The sequence below is a fragment of the Capnocytophaga sputigena genome (assembly GCF_900446695.1).
GTDB lineage: Bacteria > Bacteroidota > Bacteroidia > Flavobacteriales > Flavobacteriaceae > Capnocytophaga > Capnocytophaga sputigena.
The window spans coordinates 398,765-422,619 of the sequence record NZ_UAVP01000003.1; the positions used below are offsets into that span (position 1 = coordinate 398,765).

The window sequence follows — 23,855 nt, forward strand, 5'->3', positions numbered from 1 at the left end:
CAACGACTTGAGTAGGCTCATTGAGGGGTACATACGTGAGGCTTTTGAAAATCGTAGTATTAGTGAGTCGCAAAGCAAAGAACTATGGCAATACTACTACAAACACCTAAATAAAGCCTTAGCAGAGGGCTACAACCCTACTATTGAGGAAACCAATACCGAACTGGTAACCTCACTAAAGCACAACCTTGCGCGCTTCTCGGCTTTCAAAGAAACGAGCTTTAAACAGCAAATAGAAGCCTCTTTAACTAAAAATGGTAAGGTGCTGTCGTGGCAAGAGTTCAAGGCAGAGGCTAACAAACTGAATATAGAATACAATAGGCGTTGGTTACAAACCGAGTATAATCAAACAGTAGCCAATGCCTTATCGGCGCAAAAGTACGAGGAGTATATAGCCAATAAGCGCATATACCCTAACCTTACTTATCACGCGGTACACGATGAGCGAACCCGCGAAACACACCGCGCCTGGGACGGACTCACATTACCCGTAGAACATTCCTTTTGGAAAACACACCTACCCCCTAATGATTGGGGTTGCCGTTGCTACGTAGAGCCTACTGCTGACCCCGTAACAGAAGGCGTACGTACAGAAGATATACCCATAAAAGAAGCCTTTGCTAACAATCCCGCTCTTTCTGGTGAGATATTTCCAGTAATACCTTATGCCAAAGGAATGAGTGAAAAAGCCGTTAAGGAAGTAGAAAAGCAAGTGGAAAAACGACTTAAAAAGGAGAAGGCTAAAGCTAAAAGAGCAGAGGAAACGTGGCAAACCATACCTACTGAAAAGGGTACGGTGAGGGTAAGTTCATTACACGGTAAAGATGAGAAAGCCGAAAATGTAGAAATAGCCTCTTACTTAGCTAATAAATATGGCTATGAAATAGACCTTATAGAAAAGTCTAACATACCAGGGGTGAAAAGTGCTGATACGTTTAATAAAACATTGGAGATAAAGCAGGAGTACAAAAGGTGTTTTACACCAACCACTGACGCTATTAGTAAGGCAATACGAAGTGCTAAAGATCAAGCAGATAATATTGTTTTAGATATAAAGTCAGATATAGATAGATTTGCGTTACAAAACGCTATTAATGAAAGAGTAAGGCGCTCCAAAAGTATAAAAACTGTTTGGGTAATTAAGGGTAATTTTGATAAGATGTATACAAGAGAAGAAATATTATCAAAAGACTTTCAAATTAAATGGGACTAACCTCATTATTTCATAAGGTTAGTCCCAAGTTCAGGGCGTGGAGTTTTCTTATGTAGCCTCCTCACCACTGCAAAAGTACAACTATTTTTTAAACTACCAAAACTATTTTCAACTTTCTGCATAAATCCCCTCATAAGAAATGATAGCTTCTACAGTACGAGGGGATAAAAATACCCTACCTGCTACCTCCTCAATTACGGCATCTATACGCCACTGGGGGTACTTGTTTGTAAGCTCACCAAAGAGCTCACGTATCTTTTCATTACGCCTCTGTAGGCGTTGTTTGCGTTGTTTCTGACTGATAAGTTGCATAGCACAAAGAGAATGGAGTTTTATACTGCAAAAGTATGGCATAATTAGTAAATATGCAAATTAATGAAACGAGCCAATTAGCAAATATAATAGTGCTAATTGGCTCGTTTTTTTATTGCTTGTTGTCCGTGTGGCTCACACCTCCCAACGTTTTTGGTTTAGGTAGGTCTCGGCGTAGGGCATTGCGGTGCCGTCCAGCTTCTTTTTAGACTTTTCTTTCTCTATCCCTATGAAGGCTTTGATGACCTCTTCGGGTTTGAGCTTGTCGAACTTCTTTTTGGCAACTGCTTTAGTGCCGATTTTGCCGTATGCCTCCCAGAAATCTTCAAAAGTTACAGATGCGGGGACTTTTTCTATGGTGAAGTGCTTCCTAAGAGCCTCATCGTTGGCAAGTGTTTGTATTCGCTCTTCGGTGTAGGGCAGGCGGTCGGGGTGGAAGAGCCAAAGCCATTGCTTAATGGTAAGGGGTTCGCCAGTGTTTTCAAACACTCTTAAATTGCCGTTTAAGTCGTATTGAAAAACGTGCTCGGAGGGAGTGTTTTTTGCTTTAAAAAAGTAGGTATTTTCCATAGCTATGCTAATTGTTCGTTAATATCATAAGTGATTTGCAGAAGGGTTTGGCGTTCGTATTGTCCGTAACATTCCATCGTAAGGATGTATCCTAAGAACTTTTCTAACATATCGGCTTCGTAGAGTTTGAGCCAAAACCTGCGTTGTTTTTGCGTGGTAAAACCCATATAAAAGCGGGTGGCTTTGAGGGTTACCTCGCGCATTATGCTGTAAAGTACACGTTGCTCACGGTTGTTGAATAGGGGTTGCCCTATGAAGGTGGCGCGGGCAAGGACTTCGGCTTGGTCTCGTGATAAGGTAAGGGCGATTTTCATATCTTATAATGTTTGCAATTCTCTATTATTTTTAGTGCTAAGTCTTTGCGAGTTTGGCTATAGGTTTCACCTACAACACGAATACTCTTTAAAAAGAGCTCATTATGATAGAAATAGCTTACAGTTTCTGTTAGATATTCTGAAATTGATAAAATATAACCTTTTTCTCTAAACCAATCAAAGACATCATCCCACACTGGTACGGAAATACGATTTTTGAATATGTTGTGATTGCCTATGTCGGTGATGAGTGCTCCATTACGTTTGTAAATATGTGTCTTTAGACTATCATAAGTATAAGGCTTACTACTTGCCATTAGTTGTTCATTGGTGTAATATACGCAAGCCTTGTCAAACCCTATTTCTTTGAGTTTTTTGGCAATGTCGAGGGGGACAAGCCAAGTGGGGTATTGTTCTATTTTCATTTGTTTTTATATTTTAATTAAGTAAGCGGGCATAAGGATAAAATTGCTAAACTCAAATCCGCATAGGTGATGTTTATCTTTTTCTGAGTATTGTGCAAAGGAGATATTAAGAGGTTTGCATCGGGGGAACTCTTCATTGAGTTCTTTGGCTTTTTCAATGATGTATTCTTTTATTTTGCTTAACTCCTTTGCTTGGTACAGTTCACCATCCATTTCTCTGAGAAAACAAGAGAATTGCCCTTGCAACTTGTTCTTGGTTTGTATGCCACCGACTAAATGGCAATAATAATGTGTCGGTATTTCTTTCATTTTAAATAGTTTTTAAAGGGTTATTTTAAATATAGACCTGTGGTTACTTGTTGGTTGTATTTACCGCCTTCAACTCCGTATAGAATGGATAATCTCTTTATTTCCTCTTCGGTAAGAGATTTGGATTTTTTTTGTTCTGGATGATAGATACCTGAACGAATTATATATAAGCTAAAAAAGGTTTCTTGCATTGCCTCACGGCGTTTATTTTTAGTTTTAGTAGTTCGACAGCGGTTCACTACAGGTAAGCCGTGTTGGCGCCATTGTTGGTTTAGATGTGGTTTGAAATAACCATAAGCACTATCTAATGTTACCCAATCTAAGTAAGGCATCTGTATTGCTATCTCTTTTACACCACTATCTTTAATGCGATAGATTTTATAATTTTTCTCTTTGAAAAAGTATTCGATTAGTTGTATAAGCAACCACTCGTCCAAGTTAGAAGCATACTTAAAGTAGTATTTTTTTTCGTCTATACTATTAAGTTCGTCTTCTGAAATGTTGTACTTATTAAGCAACTTATTTAGCATTTTCTCGGCTGATTGCTGTTCTCCTGCTATGCCTCGTTTTACAAGTTCATAGACTTTTGTGATTTTTTCTTTTACTTTGTCGTTCATATTGTAATTGTTTTAGTAATTAAAAACTTTCTTTTTCAACATTTATTGTAATGTTATCTTCATTGAAGTACTTAATGATGTATATCGTCTTTCCTTCACAGAGGATAACAGAAGAGGGTAGTTTGCCAATTTGGTTGCGGAAGTAATGAAAGGTGTTGTATATGCCTTGTTTAAAATACCTCACATTTCTTTTAGCCTTATTGAGTTCCTCTTCTAACTCTTCAACTTTTTCTTCTGCTTTTATGTTCATATTGCACAAACGCAATAGCTCTTTTTTTGCTGCTTGAGGGTTTCCATTAATCCTATCGCAGATTGAGGAGTAACTTATATCATAATCGTCTATTTCCATTGTATTTTGTGTTTAAATTGTTATACATTCCACTCTTCTTTTGTTAATTGCTTGCCACAGTCCTTGCAGAATAAGGCAGTTACTTCTACCGTAACGTAGTGGGCAAGGGTTCGGCGTTCGGTATGCTTGTGGGGGCAGGTGTTTAATGACGAATGACAAATGACAAATGACGTGTCGGACGTGGCAGAACTGACAGCTGACAGCTGACACCTGACCCCTTTTTTACTTTCTTTCATAGCGTTGCTCGTTCATTTTTTGAAATATGCTATTTACTTTGCCTACTTCACTGGGAGTGAGGTTCTGGAGGCTCTTTTTGAAGGGGTTTTTGCTACTACAAAACCATTTGCCAAGGCGTGTTATATCTGCATATTTTGGGTTCGCTTGGTCGCGCCAGCCGAGTTCGTGGCATAGGGATAATAGCTTTAGGTGTTGCTTGTTTTGGGCATCGAAATAGGCGTGCATCTCGAAATGGTAACCAAGGTGCTGGGCGAGGGCGAAAAACTCATCTTCTGTTAGGTTCTTGGTACTTGGGAGCTCTCTGCCAATAAAGCTACATACAAAGTGTAGGCGGGCTTCTCTGTCCTTAAAGCGTTTGCCTAAAAGGGTTTGGAGGATACGTATTTGGTGGGGTTTTATTGTGGTTTCTTTTTTCATTTTAAAACGGTGTTTAAAAGTTATTTAAAAAGCTCCTCGCCTTAGTGGATCTCATAAGAGCGTCCTCTTATTGCCAGCGACTACTAAGGGCGGAGGAGCATCTTTTAACCGCCGAGACGGCTAAAAGTGTAGTGTTATGCGGTTGTTTGCTCTTCGTACTTTTCGTGTACTGGGAAGAGGTGCTTAATATCGGTGCCAGGAGGGAAGTCTACCGATGAGAGTGACAAAGGTATGTTACACTTTTTGCCTTGCTCGTCGAGGGTGTTGGCTTCGATATAGAATGCCGAACGCTGTGGACGATAGGCTTGGGCTATGATGGTTACAGCATCGGTGAAGGCGGGGCTGTTGAACTCTTTGGCTACACGGGTGAGTTCTAACACTCTGGAGGCTTTTAAATTTCCTTTGGCGTCTTTCTTGAGTAGGCGGTTGATTACTGAAACGAGTTTGGCACTGTCGTCGTCTTTAGCGAGTGAAGCAATAAAGTGATTTACTTTTTCAATGCCTGCATTTACGGTGTCATCCCAGTTGTCAATAACTCGGAATCCGTAGGTGATGGTGTTGCCGTGGGTATCGGTGAAGGTGTGGCTTTGTTGGTCGCCTTTTACTTCGTAGACTTCGTTTTTGGTGTCTAACAAGATTTTAAGGGCTTCAAAAGTATGCAATTTCACCTCTGCCATTTGCTCTGAATAAGTTTGCAGTTTACCGATGATTTGCGGAATTGCTTCATTGACGAGGGCTTTGTATGCTTCGCGGTTTTCATTTTGTGCTTGCTCGCGGCGTTGTAGTTCGGCTTTGAGTTCGTCGGCTGTGAGTTTACTTAAATCTACTGTCATAATTGATAATTGTTATTTGTTAATATCTTGTTACTTTGGCTTTGTATAGGGGGTGTACGGTTAGTGGTTGCCATTGTTCGTTGTCGTCTTGCCACTGTAGTTCTAAGGTGTCGGGGTCATAGCGAAAGGCGGGTGGCAGCCAGCGTTTTCGCTCTGTCCAGTCTTGTAGCTCTTGGACTAAGGCGGGTACTTTGTCGGTTTTACCTGCGCGGTATTGGCAGGTTTGCATCCGTTGCTCGAAGGTGAGTATTTGTACGAAAGTGTCGAGCGATAGGGCTTCGGTGTATGCTAAAAATCTACTATTCATAGTTGTTATTAGTTAATTAGTTTTCCGTATTTTTTGAGGTCTGCCCACCAAGTTACGTTATCGCCGCTAATGCCTTGGGGGAGGTATCGCACGGGGCGTTTTTGTTTTTTGGCGGTTTTGAGGAGCTCTTGTGCGTGCTCTCTCATTTTGCGATTTATATATTCATAGTCGCTGATTTCGTTAGGTTCTATTCTCATCTTGTGTTCGGTTTATCTTCGGTTAGTGTTCGCTTAGTGTTCGGTGCGAGCCGTACGGGCGGTTATTTTCTTTAGGAGCACACTGGGGTAGTAGTCTAAGATATTGACGGCATAAAGGCTGATAAGGTAAAGCATCTCTTCTGGGGTGTAGATGCTGATGTCTTGCCCGTAGTGTCGGTGTATGGCTTGCTCAACTATTTCGTACCATTGGTCGTCGTACCAGTTGATTAGTGTGTCGTGGCGGGTGAGGGTTTTAAGTTGTAGCCCCCGAACCCCCGAAGGGGGACAAGCTAAAAGGTGGGTACACCAATCTATATAGAACTCATAGCGGAGGTTTTCGTACTGTAGGTAGGTGAGCCCTAATTGGTGGGCGAGGGCGTGGCGATAGGTGATTTGTTGGGGTATTGTATTCATAGGTGTTAGGGTGTTTTTAAGAGTTTAAATTCGCGTTCTTGGGCTTTTTCGGCTGAGATGAGATAGGGCTCTAACTCATTGGCTCCAGTACGTGTTTTTTCGATGTAGGCTCGGAAGTCTTTTACATAAATACGGTTTTGACTAAGCCAGTAGAATTTGTTGGCAACGGCTCCTTTTGGATTCCCCTTACTGTCGGTTTGTGATATGCCAATAAAGAGGGTATTAGGAAATGCTTCGATGAGCTTGTTGTATAGTCTTGCAGGTTTTCCATCGAAGCACTCTTGTATACTGTCAATAAATACTATTTTTGGTTGCTGTGGACGGTCTAAACGTAGCATCATTTTATCAATACTTTCTTTTTGTAGGTTGTATCGTTTGTTATATTGTTTTAGCCCGTAGCGGTCTAAATTCACAAGTAGCGACTTACTTCCATACTCTTCTAAGGAGTTGTATAGTACCTTTTCTTTTTGGCATAGCTCTTTCATTAGTTGAAGGGCGTAAGTGGTTTTGCCGTGCCCTGAATCGCCATAGATGAGTAGCGTGCCACTGCGTTCTACTTCACCGAGATGGTCTGCCCATTGAGGCGATAGGTCGATAGTTTTATACTTTTTGCGCGCTAAATCTTCGTAGGTATAGGCGCGGGGTATGATTGTTTTTTCGTTATTTTCCATCATTGAGTTGTTGTAGGCGTTGCTTTTCAATTTCGGTGCGTACTTTCCTGAGGCTTCCTGCGGTGTTAGCGTACATTTGTGCAGGGCTGATAGTTGAGCCATTGGCTTGGCTTACTTGGGCTATTTGGCTAAGTAGGAAGGCTTCGATGGCTTCTTTATCAGAGGGTGGACTTACACGGCTGTATTTGGAGCCGTAACGGTCGAATATTTCGGCATAGCCTACTTTTTTAATACCCTTATTACGGTCGATTTTAGCTTGCAAACCGTCTGCTCCCATCATATACCAACCGCAAACATATTCGGTAGCATTCCAAAGGCTTTTGAGTTCCAAAAAGGCGTGGTATTCGAGGTCGCCAGCTTCGTCTAATATTACTAATGGGGTTTCAAGCTGTTTGAGGTAATACACCAAATCTTCATATACTTCGGCGTATCGTCCAGTATAGGTAATGCCAAACTCTTGAGCGATTTTGCGTATAAGTTTTTGTTTGGTTTTTACTTGAGAACAATCTATATATACGGCGTTTTTGTTTTTACTTACATACACTTTCGCGGTGTGTGTTTTGCCTATACCTGCGCGGTCGCATAGGATAGCCGAAAGCGAGCGTGTTTGGCAGGCGGTAAGCTGGCTGTAGATGTACTGAAAGGTTTCGGTCTCTACGGTTACCCAAGGGGCTTCGTCACGAAGCTGCACCTGTAGTTTGCGTGCGATGCTTATCCATTTGGCATCGGATAGCACGCCATCGCGTTCACCTTTCATTACACGGTTGTACTGGGCACCATTGATGCCAAGACTTTTGGCGTGGTGAGTGTCATAGCGGTAGTTTTGTCGGTTTTCGGCAATTGCTTGTACGATTTTTTCTTTTAGGGCTGTGGTTATCATAAGTCTAATAATGCTTTATTTATGGTTTCTACTTTTGTTTTGCTGTACTCTTGATAGTTGAGTGCGGGTGTCTCGGTGTAGTCTACTGGTGTGTAGTCTACTTCGGTAGCGGTGGGTATGGGTGTGGTGAGGCTTCCTAAGCGGTTGAGCTTTTGCACTGATTGGGTACGTACCATTTGGTCGAACTGGGTAATATAGCTCATTGCTTCAGCATATTGTTGCTCATCGTGCTGAGTCCATTCGGCATTAGCTCGGTTGAAGGTAGGCACAGGGCTACAAGTGCAAAGAAAGGCTCCGTTTTGGTATAGATACACTTCGGTAATACCGTCCTTATTAGGCAGGTAATAGGCTTCTACTTGGTAGTTGTTGGGGGCTAATAAGGTAAGTACTTGTGGGTTGGGTAGTTGGTATTTTTGGTATTGTACGGTTACATACTGACTACGGCGTATGGTAGTAGTGGTGCATTTGCCTATGTATTGGGCTAAAAGAGCTCGGTTGAGTTGTGGCAAATTAGGGTTTACGTTCTCTAAAAATACCTCCAAACGTGTCTTACCAGGGAAGCGTTGTTGGTCGGGGTGGGGTTGGTTGTTGTATAGGGTTTGCTCTTGGAGTTCCATTGCCACAATATCATCATAAGAGGCTTTGGCTTCTTTGTAATTGTTGTTGAACTCGTCGAATATCTTCTGTTGCGTGGTGCGGTTGCTATCACGGCGGGCATAGTGGCGACCTACGTTTTGGTGTCTATCTTTCTCAATGCCGTATTTTTTACCTCGTATCATTGTCTCAGCATACTTCTCTTGTGAGTTGGTAGGGTTACAGAACCGCACAAACGGAAATAGGTTGTTGGCTTTCAGTAGCCCGTCGGCAAACTCTCCCGTTAGGTGTCGTTCTACTTCTATCTGCATTGGAGTACCCAAGCCGTAGGAGGTAGTAAACTGAAACATTGAGCGGAAGCAGTCTAAGAAAAGCTCGGTGTCTTTTTTCTTGCTGTGAGCAATACCTATAAGGGCGGTGCTCATCACATCATAAGCATAGTATGCCATTACTTTGCTGCCGTCGGGTAGCTTGGTGTGCATTATATCGCGGTCATCAAGGGTTATTTTACTCATTGAGTAGAGAGGTGCGTGGCGGTGAACGTGAGGGCGCAACTTGTGACTAAAATCGTACTCTCCATTGCGGGCTTTGGCTATGATAAGCTGATTTTCGGCTTTGCTAAGCCATAGTTTTACGGTGCTTTCAGATACCTCTAAGAGGTTGCCATTCTCATCGCAAAAGTCGGTTTCTACATTAAAGAGTTCACCCGTAGCGCGGTCGAAAAGTTCTATTTCGCCGTATAGAAACTGCTTGTAAATATCGTATACCGAACTGATGTAAGGTTTATTAGGCATACAGCAGATGGATATAAAGAGGCGTTCCATAGTAGGGGTTACTACCTTGGCGTTGTCGGAGCCCTCGCCCTTGTGAATAAAGGTAGCGTAACGCTCGGTAAGGAATTGGTTGTATTTGCGTTGTAGGCTTCGTGGGTTGTTAGGTAATGAGAAACTCCACTTTTCGGGGTTTAGGGCGTTCACCGCTTCGCTGATGTTTTGCCATATTTGGGTTTTGCGCTTACCAAAGGCTTTGGCAGTGAGCGGACGGCTTTTAAGTAGCGTTTCGATGGCACCCAGTATCATAGCGGAGGTGGCTTTCTCCCTCTGCTGTGGGAGGGGGAGTGATTTGCCGTTAGGTTTGCGATGCTCGGCAAAGAAGTTGATGGCTTCGGGATCGGGTACAATATACTCTTCTAATACATTGGTAACGATGTGAGCCTCCTCGGGCTTGCCGAGCATACGCACGCAAAATTCTTTAACATTCACACCTTTCACTACGGGGAGGCTCTCAAAGGCTACCCACGCTTCATTACCTTGTCCTTTGCCCGCTTGGGTAACTTGGAGCTTACCACGCTGACTGTACGATTTGTAGGTGTTGTAGCTCATTACTTTCCAATCGTCATACAATAGGCGTGCGGGGATAGATAATATGTTATTTTGGAATGCGTACATAGTTTTGTTTTTTTTTGGCGTTTTGCCTTGCTCCCCAAGGTGATTTTGCTTCACCAGCAGTTGCTGACAGTCGTACTGACTTGGGGAAAAACAACAATAAAATCAAAATATAAAAAACGTGATGTAATGTTATTGGCAGTACTTCACTGGTTTGTGATAGTCTATTTTTTCGCGTTTCACTACCATACCTAAGAAGGTAGTGCGTATCTCTCTGCCGATGATGAGGAAGTCCTCATTAATTAGGTAAATGGTTTTTACTTTCATTTTAAATAGGGTTTAAAAGGTTTTAAATTATTCTTTTATGGGTTCCAAACATTCTACGTTGTAGATACCTACACTGTTATCGGCAAAGGTTACAATGCCTAACTCTAAATCTCCACGGGTACATACCCCCGTTAATACGCCTACTTGCCCTGTTTTACCGTAAGGGTCTGTGGTGATAAAAGGCGATACTCTTACTTTGTTTCCTACTTTCATAGCTTACTCGTTTAAAAATTCTTTTACTTTATTTTCAGAAGGGGCGACCATACTCTGGTAGTCCTTTCTGATTTTATCGGCTGAGAGGCTGGTGCGCTCTCCACTTACACACTGGCGAATGTATCGCCCAGAGAAACCGTGTTTCTCAATCAATGCATTTATTACGCTCGCATTGTACTTGTTATACTTTTTTTTCTTACTTTTGTCCATTGTTACTTATTGTTCCAATTCTGGCGCAAAGGTATGTCAAAATTTTATCGCTACAAAATATTATGGACAAAATTTTAGCACCAATTAAACAAAGAATACTTCAATATGTTGATTATAAACAGATTGAGAGGAAAAATTTTTTCGGCGAATTGAATGTTGCCACTTCAAATTTTAGAGGAAACGCTCTTTATAGCGAAGTAGGAGGTGATGTTATCGCCAAAATTTTGTCAAACCATCCTAAATTAAATGCAGAATGGTTGCTCACTGGAAATGGCGAAATGCTTAAAGGTGAGAGGGCTACAGAAGTAATAAAAACACCTCGTGTGGAAATTATTGAGCCTATAAAGGTAGAGGGGCGTAGTTTAATGCCTAAAGTAGTTGTAGTAGATGATAGAGATAATGACCGTATTCCATTAGTGTCCATAAAAGCCCAAGCGGGCTATCTTAAGGGCTATGATGATAGCAATTATATTGAGGAGCTACCTACATACAGTGTCCCAGATATGCGAAATGGTACATATCGTATGTTTCAAGTGAGCGGTTTTTCTATGTACCCCACCTTACAGGACGGTAGTTACGTAATAGGTAAATTTGTTGAAAATTGGGAGTGGTTGAGTGATAATAGGGTATGTGTAGTTGTCACAGAATGTGATGGGATAATCGTAAAGAGGGTAACAAATAGGGCAAGGGAAAAAGGGTTCCTTTATTGTAAGTCTGATAATAGAGATTACAAACATATTACTGTAAGAGTAGAGGATATAAGGGAAATATGGGAGTGTCAAGCTCATATATCTTTTGAGTTCTTAGACCCAGTTACCAACTATCAGAAAATTGCAGAACTTGAAGTGAACGTATCGGAATTGCAGGATAAGGTGAAAAACTTGGAGACACAACTATTACCCGAACATACCTAATATATAGGGGAGAAAAGGAGTATAAATAATAAAAAAAACAACTTTTATGATAACAGTATTAAACATTATTGCCCTATTATAAATATGGTAGGGCTTGTTCTTATTTTTCGTTATGGCATTAGCCCAATGACACCAAAGAGTGGTAGAATATACTTATACCAACGAGAAGCATTGGAGAAACAAAATACCCCAATGCACGAAAAAGAAAGAAGATATAAGAGGCTTTCTGTTTTAGGTTTGTATTTAAGCCTCTTAGGTATGGCTATGCAAATGTTATTACTTCTCGTAACGCTCTTTTAAGCCCATAATCAGTAGTATTGTAAAGCCTACAACGCCTACTAAAGTACCTATATAGGCTATATTTCCCCTTATATAGGCAAATATTGTCATAGCTAATGACAAACACAAAATTATGCTTATAAGTACAAGCACAGCAGTTTCTTTAAGTCCTCCACCCATAATATACTTATTTATTTTGGTACAAAGGTAAGACTTTTATTCTAAACTGGCAATAGTAAAGGGAAGGTAGTTATATAGTAGCAAAGGGGGTAGAAAGTGCAGGAGAAACTATACCCTTTTTATATATTTTTAAAATAAAATACTAATAATCAGCATTTTATATGAAAATAAACTATAAAAAGCACTATAATACACCCCCCTCCATTCAATAAAAAAGCCTATTGGTTGCACAAAAAAGAGGGTATAACCTACTCCACTACCCTAAAAATAGCCAAAAACTGCACCCCTAACTGCACCCCTAACTGCACCCCTAATACTAAAAAGAGGGTATTTTTAGGCTTGGGTGGGTGGGTACCTTTTGGGGCTATTTTCTGCCCTTCTGGAGGTAGCTTTAGCGGTAACTATAAGGCACAAAAAAACGCCCTAAATGGGCGTATTTGTTGGGGTTTTGGTAATTATTAGGGTATATATACCCGCCAATGGTAATTACTTCTATTTAAATGGTAGTTATCGGGCAATTACTCGGTAATTAAATGGTAATTAAATGCAGTTTTTTGTACATTTCATTTTCCTGCTTTTTGGGGCGTTTTTTGTTGTAACCCCTTATTTTATATAGGCTTTTGGGGCTTTTTTGCTTTTGTTAGTTTAGTATGTTTCATATTACTGCCTATATATGACAGCTATTTCTTCCATTTTGAAAAATGTTTTTTTCGAGTACAAAAGTAAGAAAGAATATTTTAACCACAAAAATATATACATAAATTTTTACAAAACCAAAAAGGCAAGCCCACGCTTGCCCTTTTAGTTTTTATTTTGAAAGATACATCTTCCTCCTCGTATAAATCTCGTAGAAAGCATCATCTTTAAGGCTATCTATAAACAAAATGCTTTCACCGGTAGATTTCATTTCAGGTCCTAGCTTCTTATCTACATTCGGGAATTTGTTGAACGAGAACACTGGTTGCTTGATAGCAAAGCCCTCTAAGTGCGGATTGAAATGGAAATCAGTGAGCTTTTTCTCGCCCATCATTACCTTAGTAGCGTAGTTCACATACGGCTCTTGGTAAGCTTTAGAGATAAACGGTACCGTACGAGAGGCACGTGGGTTTGCCTCAATGATATACACAACATCATCTTTTACGGCAAACTGCACATTGATAAGCCCTACCGTATTGAGTGCCAAGGCTATTTTATGAGTATGATCTTTTATTTGTTGCAACACAAACTCACCCAAGTTGAATGGTGGCAAGGTAGCATTACTATCGCCTGAATGGATACCGCAAGGCTCTATATGTTCCATAATACCAATGATATACACATTCTCCCCGTCGCATATCGCATCAGCTTCAGCTTCTATGGCGCCGTCTAAATAGTGGTCAAGCAGGAGCTTGTTGTTAGGTATCTTGCGCAAGAGGTCTACCACGTGAGCTTCTAATTCTTCTTTGTTAATCACAATCTTCATACCCTGTCCGCCCAATACATACGAAGGACGTACCAATAGCGGGAAGTCCAATTCATCAGAGAGTTTTAGTGCCTCATCGGCTGTTTCGGCTACCCCAAAACGCGGATAAGGAATGTTATTCTCTTTCAGCAGGGTTGAAAAACTACCTCTATCTTCTGCTAAGTCAAGCGACTGGAAGCTAGTACCTATAATTTTAATGCCATATTTATCCAATTTCTCAGCCAATTTGAGTGCTGTTTGTCCGCCGAGCTGTACAATTACCCCTTCTGGTTTTTCGTGCTGGATAATATCATAGATGTACTCCCAGAATACAGGTTCAAAATACAGTTTATCTGCTGTATCAAAGTCTGTGGAAACAGTCTCAGGGTTGCAGTTTATCATTATGGTTTCATAACCACATTCTTTAGCCGCTAATACCCCGTGCACACAACAGTAGTCAAACTCAATACCTTGCCCTATGCGGTTAGGACCTGAACCGAGTACTACCACCTTTTTGCGTTCGGTTACTACGCTGTCGTTAGCTACATATTCCTTGCCGTCAGCGGTACGGATAGGCGCCTCGAAAGTAGAATAATAATAAGGAGTTTGCGCCTTAAACTCAGCTGCACAAGTATCTACCAATTTGAATACACGACGTATGTTCAGCTCTTCGCGTTTTTTATGCACCTCGCTCTCCCAGCAGCCTACCATATAAGCTATTTGTCGGTCGGCAAAGCCTTTTTGTTTGGCTTCAAAAAGGAGTTCTTTAGGTAGGGTATCTATTTTGTAGCGAGATATTTCTTTTTCGAGCGCACAGAGTTCTTCATATTGTTTGAGAAACCACATATCTATCTTCGTAATTTCGTGGATACGGCTGAGCGGAATACCCATCTGTATTGCATCGTATATCACGAATACCCTATCCCAACTCGGGTAGGTGAGTTTCTCAATAATCTGTTCGTAATTTTTATAGCCTTTGCCATCAGCTCCTAAACCATTGCGTTTGATTTCGAGCGATTGGGTTGCTTTTTGTAATGCTTCTTGGAAAGAACGCCCTATACCCATTACTTCGCCTACCGACTTCATTTGCAAGCCAATAGTGCGATCTGATCCTTCGAACTTATCGAAGTTCCAACGCGGTATTTTCACAATCACATAATCTAACGTAGGCTCGAAGAAAGCTGAAGTAGATTTGGTGATTTGGTTTTGCAATTCGTCTAAATGGTAACCGATAGCCAGTTTGGTGGCAATCTTAGCAATAGGATAACCTGTAGCCTTAGAAGCCAAAGCCGAAGAACGCGATACACGTGGGTTGATTTCAATAGCGATAATATCTTCTTTTTCATCAGGCGATACCGCAAACTGCACATTGCAACCACCGGCAAAATCGCCTATACTGCGCATCATCTTGATCGCCATATCGCGCATACGTTGGAAAGTGCGGTCAGATAGAGTCATCGCAGGGGCTACGGTAATAGAATCCCCCGTGTGGATACCCATAGGGTCCATATTTTCAATGGTACAGATAATTGCCACATTGTCGTTCTTGTCGCGCAAAAGTTCAAGCTCATACTCCTTCCAGCCTAAAAGCGCCTTATCGATAAGCACCTCGTGTATAGGCGAGGCTTCCAAACCGCGATTGAGAAGCATATCAAAATCCTCTTTTTTATAGACGATAGAAGCGCCTGTACCGCCCAAAGTAAAGGACGGACGTATTACAAGTGGAAAACCAAAGCGTTGCGCGATTTCTTTCCCTTTGAGGAAAGAAGTAGCCGTTTCAGACGGTGCCATAGGGATACCGATTTCATCGAGCAACACGCGGAACTTCTCGCGGTCTTCAGTGATTTGTATCGCATCGATATCTACCCCTATGATTTCCACCCCAAAATCTTTCCAGATACCTTTTTCATCAGCCTCAATACAGAGGTTAAGCGCTGTTTGTCCGCCCATAGTAGGGAGTACCGCATCTATTTCGGGGTGAGCTTTTAGAATTTCCACTAATGATTTAGTGGTGAGAGGTTTCAGATAGACCACATCCGCCATAGAGGGGTCTGTCATAATCGTAGCGGGGTTAGAGTTAATAAGTATGGTTTTGATACCATCTTCGCGTAAAGAGCGCAACGATTGCGAGCCTGAGTAGTCAAACTCACAGGCTTGTCCGATGATAATAGGTCCTGATCCGATGAGCAGAACACAATGTAGGTCGTTTCTTTTAGGCATTTTATATAGATATTGCTGTGTTTATCATAAAAAAATAGCTACATTTTTCAAAAGAAAAACATAGCTATTGTATTATAAAAAAGAATATTCCAGCGCATCTCTTGAGAGTACTGCGTAAAGGGACACTAGGGAGTGCTTGTGGTTTAATATTCTTTAGTGTGCTCATTTAATATCGTTGAATAACGGGGGCAAAGGTACTAATTATTTTAAAAATAACAAAAAATAGTTGTTTGTTTTTAGGGGTTAGTCGTTAGCAACTAATAACTAATGTCTAAATTAAGAAATTATTACTATCTTTGCAGCGTTTGGCGCAATATTTGATTATCACAATCTACTCATTGCCAAATCAACAATTTGCCAAATTGGCTTATTTACTAATTAACTATGGTTCACATCGACGAAAAAATATATTTTTGGCTCATAGCAATACTCATTCCGCTATTCATCATTTTTGCTTTTTCAATGCTTCGCAAACGCAGGTTACAAAAGCAATTTGCCTCTCCTGCAGCCCTTAAGCGTTTGGTTCCTAATCGCTCTCGGTTCAAACTATGGGTAAAGTGGAGTGTTTTAGCTGTGGTATTTATACTATTGAGTATCGCTTTAGCTAATCCTAAAATAGGTACTAAAATTGAGACCGTGAAACGCGAAGGGGTAGATATCGTTTTTGCTATAGATGTCTCTAAAAGTATGCTTGCTGAAGATGTAGCTCCTAACCGTTTAGAAAAAGCGAAACGCATTGCTTTTGAGACTATTAGTCAGCTAAAAGGCGACCGCGTGGGTATCGTGGCTTATGCAGCGAGTGCTTACCCTCAATTAGCACTCACAACCGACCATTCGGCGGCAAAAATGTTTCTCCAAGGTATGAATACCGATATGCTTTCCTCGCAAGGTACAGCTATTCAAGAGGCAATACGTATGGCAAGCAATTATTTCGATGACAAAACCCCTACAGCTCGCCTGCTCTTTATCCTCAGCGATGGTGAAGATCACGAAATGGGAGCTACTGAAATTGCTTCGGAAGCACAAGAAAAAGGGGTGCATATTTACACTATAGGTATTGGTACTGAAAAAGGAGCACCTATTCCTATAAAAGAAGGAGGTGGACAGACTTACAAACGCGACAGTAATGGTGAGGTAGTTATCACTAAACTTAATAGTGAACTCTTGCAACAGATAGCTAGTAATGCAGGGGGTGAATACCTCAACGGCGACAATACTCAAAAAACAGTAAGTCAAATTAATAAGGTATTAGAAGGGACAGAAAAGAGTCAGTTTGACACTCAAAAATTCGTAGATTTCAAAGATCAATTTCAGTGGTTTTTAGGAGGAGCTTTGCTATTACTCCTATTAGATCTCACCATTTTTGAACGCAAAACGCAATGGGTAAAGAAATTAAATCTTTTTAATGAAAAAGAAAAGTAATAAATAAGAATAAAAAAATCCGTGTATGATGACCAACACTAGTTCCCCCTTTGGAGGGGCTAGGGGGAGGTTCTCAAAGAGATATTTTCTACTATGAAAAACATTCTATATATATCATTATCCTTACTATCTCTCTCTGTTTTTGCTCAAACTAAAGCAGAGAAAGAAGCTCAAAAAGCAATGGCTAACTCTAAAAAATACACTTATGAAGGCAATACTGCTCTCAAAAGTGATAAACCTACACAAGCCGAAGTGGAATATCGCAAGGCAATAGCCGAAGATAAAAACAATGCCACTGCCCAATATAACCTCGGCACAATGTACTACCAACAAAAAAGCTATGACGAGGCTTTCTTGCGACTCAAAAACGCTTCTGCTTCCGATAAAATCAGTGAAGACGAAAAACATAGAGCGTTCCACAATTTGGGTAATGCCTTTATGAAGAAAAAAGAATACGAAAAGGCTGTTCTTACTTATAAAGAAGCTCTTCGCCATAACCCTAAAGACGAGGAAACTCGTTACAATTTGGCTGTAGCCAAAGAAATGCTCAAACAAAATCCTCCACCTCCACAAGACAACAAGAACGATAAAGATAAAAATAACCAGCAAAATCAGAACAATCAACAAAATCAACAAAACCAAAACAATCAGCAAAATCAACAAAACCAAAACAATCAGCAAAATCAACAAAATCAGAATAACCAAAACCAAAATAATAAAAATAACCAGAACAACCAAGATAACAAGGACAACAAAGATCAAGGCGATAACAAGCAAGATAAAAATAAGGATAAGGGTAACGATCAAAAAGACCCTAATCAAAACAATCAACAAGATAAAGACCAAAACGGACAAGGGCAAGGTAGACAACAGCGTCCTTCATCTCTTTCTCCACAACAAATGGAGCGCATCTTAGAGGCAATGAACAATGAAGAACGCAAAACTCAAGAGAAAATCAATGCTCAAAAAGTAAAAGGTCAGCGTGCTAAATCTGAGAAAGATTGGTAATAGAAGTGAATAACAATTCACCTTTTTAACAAATAATAATAAAAAATGAAATACAAAATTATATTCTTTATAACTTTCTTAATCCAAAGTCTCTATGCACAACAAGTAGAGTTTAAAGCCGAAGTGAGTAAAAATCAATTAGGGGCTAATGAACGCTTGCGTATAGAGTTCTCTATGAATAAAGATGGGGATAACTTCACACCACCTAATTTTCACGGATTTACAGTGGTAATGGGCCCCTCTCAAGCGATTTCTAAATCGTGGATTAATGGAGTAAGCAGTTTCTCCAAAACCTATGTTTATATCTTAGAACCTAAAACCAAAGGTAACTTTATTATTGGGCAAGCAAGTATAGAGATTGACGGTAGGACTTACCGCACAAATCCTATTACTATTACTGTTACCGATGCTGTAAAAACTCCTACAATGGAGAAGAATAGCAATGATTATGCTCGTGAAGGCTTATTCCTCTTAACTGAAATATCCAATCCTAATCCTTACCTAAACGAGGCAGTAATTGTTACTTATCGCTTGTATGTAGGTAGAGGTATTGCGGTGAATAACTTCCAAGAATTGAACACCCCTAAATATCCTGAGTTTTGGAGTCAAGAGATTAGAGCGAACGACTACCAAGTAGAGGAACGTACCTATAAAGGTCAGGTGTATCGCACTGTAGTGATGAGACGCAAAATGATACTCTATCCCCAAAAAACGGGTAGCATCACCTTAGAACCATTGAATTTGAACGTGTTACTCACTGCTCCTACAGGACAACGCGATTTCTTTGGCGGTCTCGTATACGAAAGTATGGAACGAAAAGTTTCTTCAGGGAGTGCAGTAATCAATGTAAAACCATTACCTGAGCAAGGTAAACCTGATAACTTCTCTGGGGCTGTAGGCGATTTTTCATTTGCAGTAAACCTCTCCCAACCTACCCTTAAAGCTAATGAAAGTACCCAGCTAAAAATAGAAATATCAGGTAACGGAAATTTCAAATTATTTGATTTGCCTAAACCTAATTTCCCATCGTCATTAGAAGTCTATGCACCTGAACAAAAAGACGATGTGCTCCCCTCACTCAATAGCGGGATGAAAGGTCGATTAGAGCAAACCTACACTATTGTACCTGAGTACAAAGGTAAATATCCTATCTCTGGACTCTCTTTTTCGTACTTTAATCCTAAAACACAAAAGTATGAAACTGTAAAAACAAATGATTTATGGATAGATGTAACTGAAGGTCCTACCGCTGATAGTGACACTACAGCCAACGAACCGACTACCGCTCCTAAAACTTTAGGTGGTTTGCAAATGAATGCCGACTTCCAAGATATACACACTCCTGTATTCTTCGGTTCTACCAGCTACTATTTGTGGTTGTTCTTGCCATTATTGCTCATCCCGATAGCTCTTATTTGGTGGCATATCAGAATGCAAAGAGCTAGTGATGTAGAAGGAAATAAAGTAAGGGCAGCGAACAGATTAGCAAAGAAATATTTAGGCGAAGCTAAACGCAAATTAGGTGATAAAAACACGTTCTACGAAGCCTTAGAACGCGCTTTACACAATTATTTAAAAGCTAAATTGAAGATTGAAACTGCCGAAATGAGCAAAGATAAAATCACTGAATTATTGCTCAACCAAAAGGCTAATGAGGCTACTGTAACACAATTTATGGCATTACTCGCTAATTGTGAAATGGCACGATATTCACAACACCACACCGATGCTTCTATGGAAAAAGATTTTGGAGATGCTGTAGAAGTGATTTCAGCACTCGACAAACAAGTGAAAAACAAGTAATCGCTAAACAAAATGAAAAATAATATTTTTATCTATATCCTTCTGTTAGTTTCTGTGCAACTTTTTTCACAAGACAACTATATCAATCTGTTTGAAAAAGGTGCTCAGTATTATCAGCAAGGTGAATATACAAACGCTATTGAGCAATACAAAGCCATATTAGCACACGGAAAAGAATCGTCTGCTTTGTACTACAATTTAGCAAATGCTCACTACAAGCTAAATCACGTACCAGAGAGCATTTATTATTATGAGAAAGCCCTACAGCTCAACCCCGATAATCAGCAGGCTAAAGACGGACTATTATTGGCAAACCAAATGAAAGTAGATGCGATTGTACCCCTGCCCAAAACGTGGTTACGCCAGTTCTCTGATGCTGTTACAGGACTATTTAGCTTACAGACGTGGGCAATACTCTCTATAATAGGTGTCATCGCCTTTGTATTAAGTTTTCTTTGCTACTATTTTTTAGAAAAAAGCTCTCTCAAACGACTCTTTTTCACTCTAATGTTCGTATCAGTAGCAATAGCAGTAGGCACCTATTTTATTGCAAACTTTCACAAAAAACAAGTAGATGGTGAGAAGTACGCTATCTTATTTGACAAAACGGTACGAGTATTCTCGGAAGCTAATGCCTATAGCAGTGAGGTGCTACAACTACACGAAGGCACCAAAGTAGAGATTACCGAAAAGAAGAACGATTGGGTAAAAATACGTTTAGCTAATGGAAAAACTGGTTGGACTAAAGTGAGTAGTTTGAAAGTATTGTAAGTATTTGCTGCAAACTTTCCTCTTTAGTCAATTCATCCATTGCGAGACTATGAGTAGCTTGAGTATAAAACGCATTGCGCTCAAAGAGATGCTTGCGAATAAAATCTTCTAAATCCTCCTTTTTTAGTTCCTTTAGCAAAGGTCGAGAGGTGGATTTAGCCAAACGTTTTGCTAAGGTTTTAGGAAGGTATCTTAAGTAAATAGATATATTACCTTCAGCTTTTATCAATTGCATATTATTGCCAAAACAAGGGGTACCTCCCCCTAATGAAAGTATACAATCACCTTCTTTTTGCAGGAGTTCTTGCAAATAGAAGGTTTCTTTTTTGCGGAAATATATTTCTCCTTTAGTAGCAAAAATATCTTGCACACTCATTTTTTCGGCAGTAGCAATATAAGTATCAAGATCTACAAAAGGTACATTTTTAGCAACTGCTAAGGCTTTTCCAAGCGTAGATTTACCACTTCCCATATAACCGAGTAAAATTATTTTCATCTGTAATTTATTGGATTGTAAGGTTTTGAAAAATACTTTAAAAATAAAATGCAAAAATAATACTTTTTTTCTTGCTACGTAAAAAAAATGTTATATCTTTGCACCCGCAAACAAGAAAATACTGATTGTCATAATGACTCGGTAGCTCAGCTGGTAGAGCACGACACTCTTAATGTTGGGGTCCAGGGTTCGATCCCCTGCCGGGTCACAGGGTTATACAATTATTGTTATTTTTTATAGGACTTGGTAGCTCAGTTGGTAGAGCACAACACTTTTAATGTTGGGGTCCTGGGTTCGAGCCCCAGCCAGGTCACAAGGGTTATACAATTTGTTTTTTTATTTTTTTAAGGGACTTGGTAGCTCAGTTGGTAGAGCACAACACTTTTAATGTTGGGGTCCTGGGTTCGAGCCCCAGCCAGGTCACAAATATATTAGCCTACGTGGAGAAATTGGTAGACTTGCCATCTTGAGGGGGTGGTGCTCGTTAGGGCGTGCTGGTTCGAATCCAGTCGTAGGCACTTTGGGGATAAGGATTTATATAAAAAAGAGACTATTCAAAATTTTGAATAGTCTCTTTTTTATTGTCTTGATTTGTAATATCACACTTTGTCAAAGCCCAAGAGCTTTGACAAAGTGTATAACATATCTTACTCAAAATTATCAATTTCTATTTTTAGGTTGTTGATTATAAACTCTTGGCGATCAGGAGTGTTTTTACCCATATAGAACTCTAAAAGCTGCTCAGTATGGATAGATTTATCCATCATCACTGGGTCTAAACGGATATCTTCACCTATGAAATCTTTAAACTCATCAGGAGAAATTTCACCTAACCCTTTAAATCGCGTAATTTCAGGTTTCCCTTTGAGTTTTTCTATAGCGGCTTGTTTTTCTTCTTCGCTATAGCAATATATTTTCTGTTGCTTATTGCGCACACGGAATAAAGGTGTTTGCAATATATATAGGTGTCCCTCTTTGATGATTTCGGGGAAGAATTGCAAAAAGAAAGTGATGAGCAGCAAGCGGATGTGCATACCATCTACATCGGCATCGGTGGCGACTACGATATTGTTATAACGGAGGTCGTCCATAGAATCTTCGATGTTTAGAGCTGCTTGCAAAAGGTTGAATTCCTCATTTTCATACACTATTTTCTTAGTCATTCCATAAGTATTGAGAGGCTTACCGCGCAGTGAAAAAACAGCTTGGGTAGTTACATCACGCGACTTGGTGATAGACCCCGAAGCTGAATCCCCCTCGGTGATGAACAAAGTACTTTGAAGAGCGCGTTCATCTTTGGTATCAGTAAGGTGCACACGGCAATCGCGGAGTTTGCGATTGTGCAAGTTTGCCTTTTTAGCTCTGTCTTTAGCTAATTTGCGAATGCCTGCCAATTCTTCGCGTTCCCGTTGCGCTTGCATAATTTTGCGCAAGATAGCATCGGCAATTTCATTGTTTTTATGCAAGAAATCATCTAAATTTCGGCTTATGAAATCGTTGATATAAGTACGCACTGTAGGCATTCCTTCGCCCATCTCGGTAGAACCTAATTTGGTTTTCGTTTGACTCTCGAACACAGGTTCCATCACTTTGATAGAAAGCCCTGCGATGATAGATTTACGTACATCCGAAGGGTCGAAATTCTTTTTATAGAAATCGCGAATGGTTTTCACATAAGCCTCTTTAAAAGCGTTGAGGTGCGTACCTCCTTGTGTAGTGTTTTGTCCGTTTACAAATGAGTAGTACTCTTCACTGTACTGGGTTTTGCTATGCGAAATAGCTACCTCTATATCCTCACCTTTGAGGTGAATGATAGGGTATAGAAAATCTTCTTCGTTGTTATTTTCAGCTAAAAGGTCACGAAGTCCATTTTCAGAATAGAACTTTTCGCCGTTGTAGTTGATTGTGAGTCCTGGGTTGAGGTATACGTAGTTTTTAAGCATACGCACCACATACTCATTGCGAAATTTAAAGTTTTTGAAGATGGTATCATCAGGAATGAAAACGATTCCTGTTCCGCGTCTTTTGGTAGTTTCTTCTATAGGAGATTCTTCTTTTAAGATACCTCTTTCAAAAGATGCTGATTTAGATTGATTATCACGCACCGATTCTACCTTGAAGTAAGCTGAAAGAGCATTCACTGCTTTAGTACCCACCCCATTGAGTCCGATAGATTTCTTAAACGCACGAGAGTCGTATTTACCACCCGTATTCATTTTAGAAACTACATCTACGACTTTCCCTAAGGGGATACCACGACCATAATCGCGTACTTCCACTTTATTATCGTTGATTTTCACGTCGATAGTTTTACCCGCACCCATTATAAACTCGTCGATGCTATTATCTATTACTTCTTTGAGGAGCACATAGATACCATCATCGGCTGAAGAGCCATCTCCCAGCTTTCCGATGTACATACCAGGGCGTAAACGTACGTGTTCTAAGGGGTCGAGAGAGCGAATGCTATCCTCGTCATATCTTACTTCTTCCATAATGATTTTAGGTGTTTGAGGGGGCAAAGGTA

Annotated in this window: 28 protein-coding genes and 4 tRNA genes; 11 read left to right on the forward strand and 21 right to left on the reverse strand. The window is 40.2% G+C overall.

Translation table 11 applies throughout. The annotated features are described in order from the left end of the window. Positions 1 to 7: 7 nt before the first annotated feature. Entirely contained in the window at positions 8 to 1,213 is a 1,206-nt protein-coding gene (locus DR017_RS02110) for a phage minor head protein (protein ID WP_002681598.1), read from the forward strand. 108 nt (positions 1,214 to 1,321) lie between these two features. Here DR017_RS02110 and DR017_RS02115 read toward each other — a convergent pair whose 3' ends face one another. The 18 genes from DR017_RS02115 to DR017_RS02195 form a co-directional block, all read right to left on the reverse strand. Further along, positions 1,322 to 1,567, reverse strand: a complete 246-nt coding sequence (locus DR017_RS02115) for a hypothetical protein (protein WP_370443769.1) — start codon at positions 1,565 to 1,567, stop codon at positions 1,322 to 1,324. Positions 1,568 to 1,660: 93 nt separating this feature from the next. Then, complete coding sequence (locus DR017_RS02120) at positions 1,661 to 2,095, reverse strand: LvrA C-terminal domain-related protein (RefSeq protein WP_002681605.1); 435 nt, start codon at positions 2,093 to 2,095, stop codon at positions 1,661 to 1,663. 2 nt (positions 2,096 to 2,097) lie between these two features. Then, the gene (locus DR017_RS02125) at positions 2,098 to 2,409 is read right to left on the reverse strand and encodes a hypothetical protein (RefSeq protein WP_002681581.1); all 312 of its coding nucleotides are present in this window, start codon (positions 2,407 to 2,409) and stop codon (positions 2,098 to 2,100) included. Continuing rightward, positions 2,406 to 2,834 (reverse strand): hypothetical protein, encoded by a 429-nt coding sequence (locus tag DR017_RS02130; RefSeq protein ID WP_002689414.1) that lies wholly within the window; start codon positions 2,832 to 2,834, stop codon positions 2,406 to 2,408. The genes DR017_RS02125 and DR017_RS02130 overlap by 4 nt, the downstream gene beginning before the upstream one ends. A gap of 6 nt (positions 2,835 to 2,840) precedes the next feature. Further along, complete coding sequence (locus DR017_RS02135; protein WP_146741530.1) at positions 2,841 to 3,143, reverse strand: hypothetical protein; 303 nt, start codon at positions 3,141 to 3,143, stop codon at positions 2,841 to 2,843. A 20-nt stretch (positions 3,144 to 3,163) separates the two neighbouring features. Continuing rightward, positions 3,164 to 3,760, reverse strand: coding sequence for a hypothetical protein (locus DR017_RS02140; protein WP_002681621.1), 597 nt, complete (start codon positions 3,758 to 3,760; stop codon positions 3,164 to 3,166). 19 nt (positions 3,761 to 3,779) lie between these two features. Continuing rightward, positions 3,780 to 4,109 carry a hypothetical protein gene (locus DR017_RS02145; protein ID WP_002689407.1) on the reverse strand — a complete coding sequence of 110 codons (330 nt, stop codon included), beginning with the start codon at positions 4,107 to 4,109 and terminating at the stop codon, positions 3,780 to 3,782. 222 nt (positions 4,110 to 4,331) lie between these two features. Next, positions 4,332 to 4,763, reverse strand: a complete 432-nt coding sequence (locus DR017_RS02150; protein WP_002681630.1) for a hypothetical protein — start codon at positions 4,761 to 4,763, stop codon at positions 4,332 to 4,334. Between the two features lie 134 nt (positions 4,764 to 4,897). After that, positions 4,898 to 5,596 carry a DUF3164 family protein gene (locus DR017_RS02155; RefSeq protein ID WP_002681634.1) on the reverse strand — a complete coding sequence of 233 codons (699 nt, stop codon included), beginning with the start codon at positions 5,594 to 5,596 and terminating at the stop codon, positions 4,898 to 4,900. 19 nt (positions 5,597 to 5,615) lie between these two features. Continuing rightward, positions 5,616 to 5,903 carry a hypothetical protein gene (locus DR017_RS02160; protein WP_002681625.1) on the reverse strand — a complete coding sequence of 96 codons (288 nt, stop codon included), beginning with the start codon at positions 5,901 to 5,903 and terminating at the stop codon, positions 5,616 to 5,618. An 8-nt stretch (positions 5,904 to 5,911) separates the two neighbouring features. Continuing rightward, the gene (locus DR017_RS02165) at positions 5,912 to 6,100 is read right to left on the reverse strand and encodes a hypothetical protein (RefSeq protein WP_002681618.1); all 189 of its coding nucleotides are present in this window, start codon (positions 6,098 to 6,100) and stop codon (positions 5,912 to 5,914) included. A 33-nt stretch (positions 6,101 to 6,133) separates the two neighbouring features. Beyond that, positions 6,134 to 6,514, reverse strand: coding sequence for a hypothetical protein (locus DR017_RS02170; RefSeq protein ID WP_002681573.1), 381 nt, complete (start codon positions 6,512 to 6,514; stop codon positions 6,134 to 6,136). A 5-nt stretch (positions 6,515 to 6,519) separates the two neighbouring features. Beyond that, the gene (locus DR017_RS02175; RefSeq protein WP_002681591.1) at positions 6,520 to 7,185 is read right to left on the reverse strand and encodes an AAA family ATPase; all 666 of its coding nucleotides are present in this window, start codon (positions 7,183 to 7,185) and stop codon (positions 6,520 to 6,522) included. Continuing rightward, on the reverse strand, positions 7,175 to 8,065 hold the full coding sequence (locus DR017_RS02180; RefSeq protein ID WP_002681574.1) for an AAA family ATPase: 891 nt from the start codon (positions 8,063 to 8,065) through the stop codon (positions 7,175 to 7,177). The genes DR017_RS02175 and DR017_RS02180 overlap by 11 nt, the downstream gene beginning before the upstream one ends. Next, entirely contained in the window at positions 8,062 to 10,107 is a 2,046-nt protein-coding gene (locus tag DR017_RS02185) for a hypothetical protein (protein ID WP_002681606.1), read from the reverse strand. The genes DR017_RS02180 and DR017_RS02185 overlap by 4 nt, the downstream gene beginning before the upstream one ends. 129 nt (positions 10,108 to 10,236) lie before the next feature. Further along, the gene (locus tag DR017_RS14240) at positions 10,237 to 10,371 is read right to left on the reverse strand and encodes a hypothetical protein (protein ID WP_002681610.1); all 135 of its coding nucleotides are present in this window, start codon (positions 10,369 to 10,371) and stop codon (positions 10,237 to 10,239) included. A 27-nt stretch (positions 10,372 to 10,398) separates the two neighbouring features. Next, on the reverse strand, positions 10,399 to 10,584 hold the full coding sequence (locus tag DR017_RS02190; RefSeq protein WP_002681586.1) for a hypothetical protein: 186 nt from the start codon (positions 10,582 to 10,584) through the stop codon (positions 10,399 to 10,401). Positions 10,585 to 10,587: 3 nt separating this feature from the next. Next, positions 10,588 to 10,794: a hypothetical protein gene (locus DR017_RS02195; RefSeq protein WP_040361794.1), complete on the reverse strand. Its 207-nt coding sequence runs from the start codon at positions 10,792 to 10,794 to the stop codon at positions 10,588 to 10,590. Between the two features lie 62 nt (positions 10,795 to 10,856). Between DR017_RS02195 and DR017_RS02200 the strand changes: the two genes are divergently transcribed. Beyond that, positions 10,857 to 11,708 carry a S24 family peptidase gene (locus DR017_RS02200; protein WP_040361815.1) on the forward strand — a complete coding sequence of 284 codons (852 nt, stop codon included), beginning with the start codon at positions 10,857 to 10,859 and terminating at the stop codon, positions 11,706 to 11,708. Between the two features lie 684 nt (positions 11,709 to 12,392). Next, positions 12,393 to 12,629, forward strand: a complete 237-nt coding sequence (locus tag DR017_RS02210; RefSeq protein WP_002681588.1) for a hypothetical protein — start codon at positions 12,393 to 12,395, stop codon at positions 12,627 to 12,629. 346 nt (positions 12,630 to 12,975) lie between these two features. Here the strand turns inward: DR017_RS02210 and carB are convergent, their stop codons facing one another. Then, entirely contained in the window at positions 12,976 to 15,828 is a 2,853-nt protein-coding gene (gene carB / locus DR017_RS02215) for a carbamoyl-phosphate synthase large subunit (RefSeq protein ID WP_002682234.1), read from the reverse strand. 384 nt (positions 15,829 to 16,212) lie between these two features. On the opposite strand from carB, the gene DR017_RS02220 reads away from it, so the two are divergent. The 4 genes from DR017_RS02220 (at position 16,213) to DR017_RS02235 (ending at position 20,832) form a co-directional block, all read left to right on the forward strand. Then, positions 16,213 to 17,250, forward strand: coding sequence for a vWA domain-containing protein (locus DR017_RS02220; RefSeq protein WP_002682236.1), 1,038 nt, complete (start codon positions 16,213 to 16,215; stop codon positions 17,248 to 17,250). A 93-nt stretch (positions 17,251 to 17,343) separates the two neighbouring features. After that, a complete protein-coding gene (locus DR017_RS02225; protein WP_002682231.1) occupies positions 17,344 to 18,258 on the forward strand; it encodes a tetratricopeptide repeat protein in 915 nt (304 codons plus the stop codon). Between the two features lie 45 nt (positions 18,259 to 18,303). Continuing rightward, the gene (locus tag DR017_RS02230) at positions 18,304 to 20,061 is read left to right on the forward strand and encodes a BatD family protein (protein ID WP_002682232.1); all 1,758 of its coding nucleotides are present in this window, start codon (positions 18,304 to 18,306) and stop codon (positions 20,059 to 20,061) included. 12 nt (positions 20,062 to 20,073) lie between these two features. Then, a complete protein-coding gene (locus tag DR017_RS02235) occupies positions 20,074 to 20,832 on the forward strand; it encodes an SH3 domain-containing protein (protein WP_002682229.1) in 759 nt (252 codons plus the stop codon). Here the strand turns inward: DR017_RS02235 and DR017_RS02240 are convergent. Beyond that, on the reverse strand, positions 20,804 to 21,328 hold the full coding sequence (locus tag DR017_RS02240) for a shikimate kinase (RefSeq protein ID WP_040362019.1): 525 nt from the start codon (positions 21,326 to 21,328) through the stop codon (positions 20,804 to 20,806). The two genes, DR017_RS02235 and DR017_RS02240, sit on opposite strands and share 29 nt — an antisense overlap. A 135-nt stretch (positions 21,329 to 21,463) precedes the next feature. Here DR017_RS02240 and DR017_RS02245 point away from each other — a divergent pair. The 4 genes from DR017_RS02245 to DR017_RS02260 all read left to right on the forward strand — a co-directional run bounded on the left by DR017_RS02245 (position 21,464) and on the right by DR017_RS02260 (position 21,846). After that, positions 21,464 to 21,536: transfer RNA gene (locus tag DR017_RS02245), tRNA-Lys, on the forward strand. A 32-nt stretch (positions 21,537 to 21,568) separates the two neighbouring features. Then, a tRNA-Lys gene (locus DR017_RS02250) sits at positions 21,569 to 21,641 on the forward strand. A gap of 37 nt (positions 21,642 to 21,678) precedes the next feature. Further along, a tRNA-Lys gene (locus DR017_RS02255) sits at positions 21,679 to 21,751 on the forward strand. A gap of 11 nt (positions 21,752 to 21,762) precedes the next feature. Further along, positions 21,763 to 21,846: transfer RNA gene (locus DR017_RS02260), tRNA-Leu, on the forward strand. Positions 21,847 to 21,975: 129 nt separating this feature from the next. Here the strand turns inward: DR017_RS02260 and DR017_RS02265 are convergent. Beyond that, positions 21,976 to 23,823 carry a DNA topoisomerase IV subunit B gene (locus tag DR017_RS02265; RefSeq protein ID WP_040361975.1) on the reverse strand — a complete coding sequence of 616 codons (1,848 nt, stop codon included), beginning with the start codon at positions 23,821 to 23,823 and terminating at the stop codon, positions 21,976 to 21,978. Between the last annotated feature and the right edge of the window lie 32 nt (positions 23,824 to 23,855).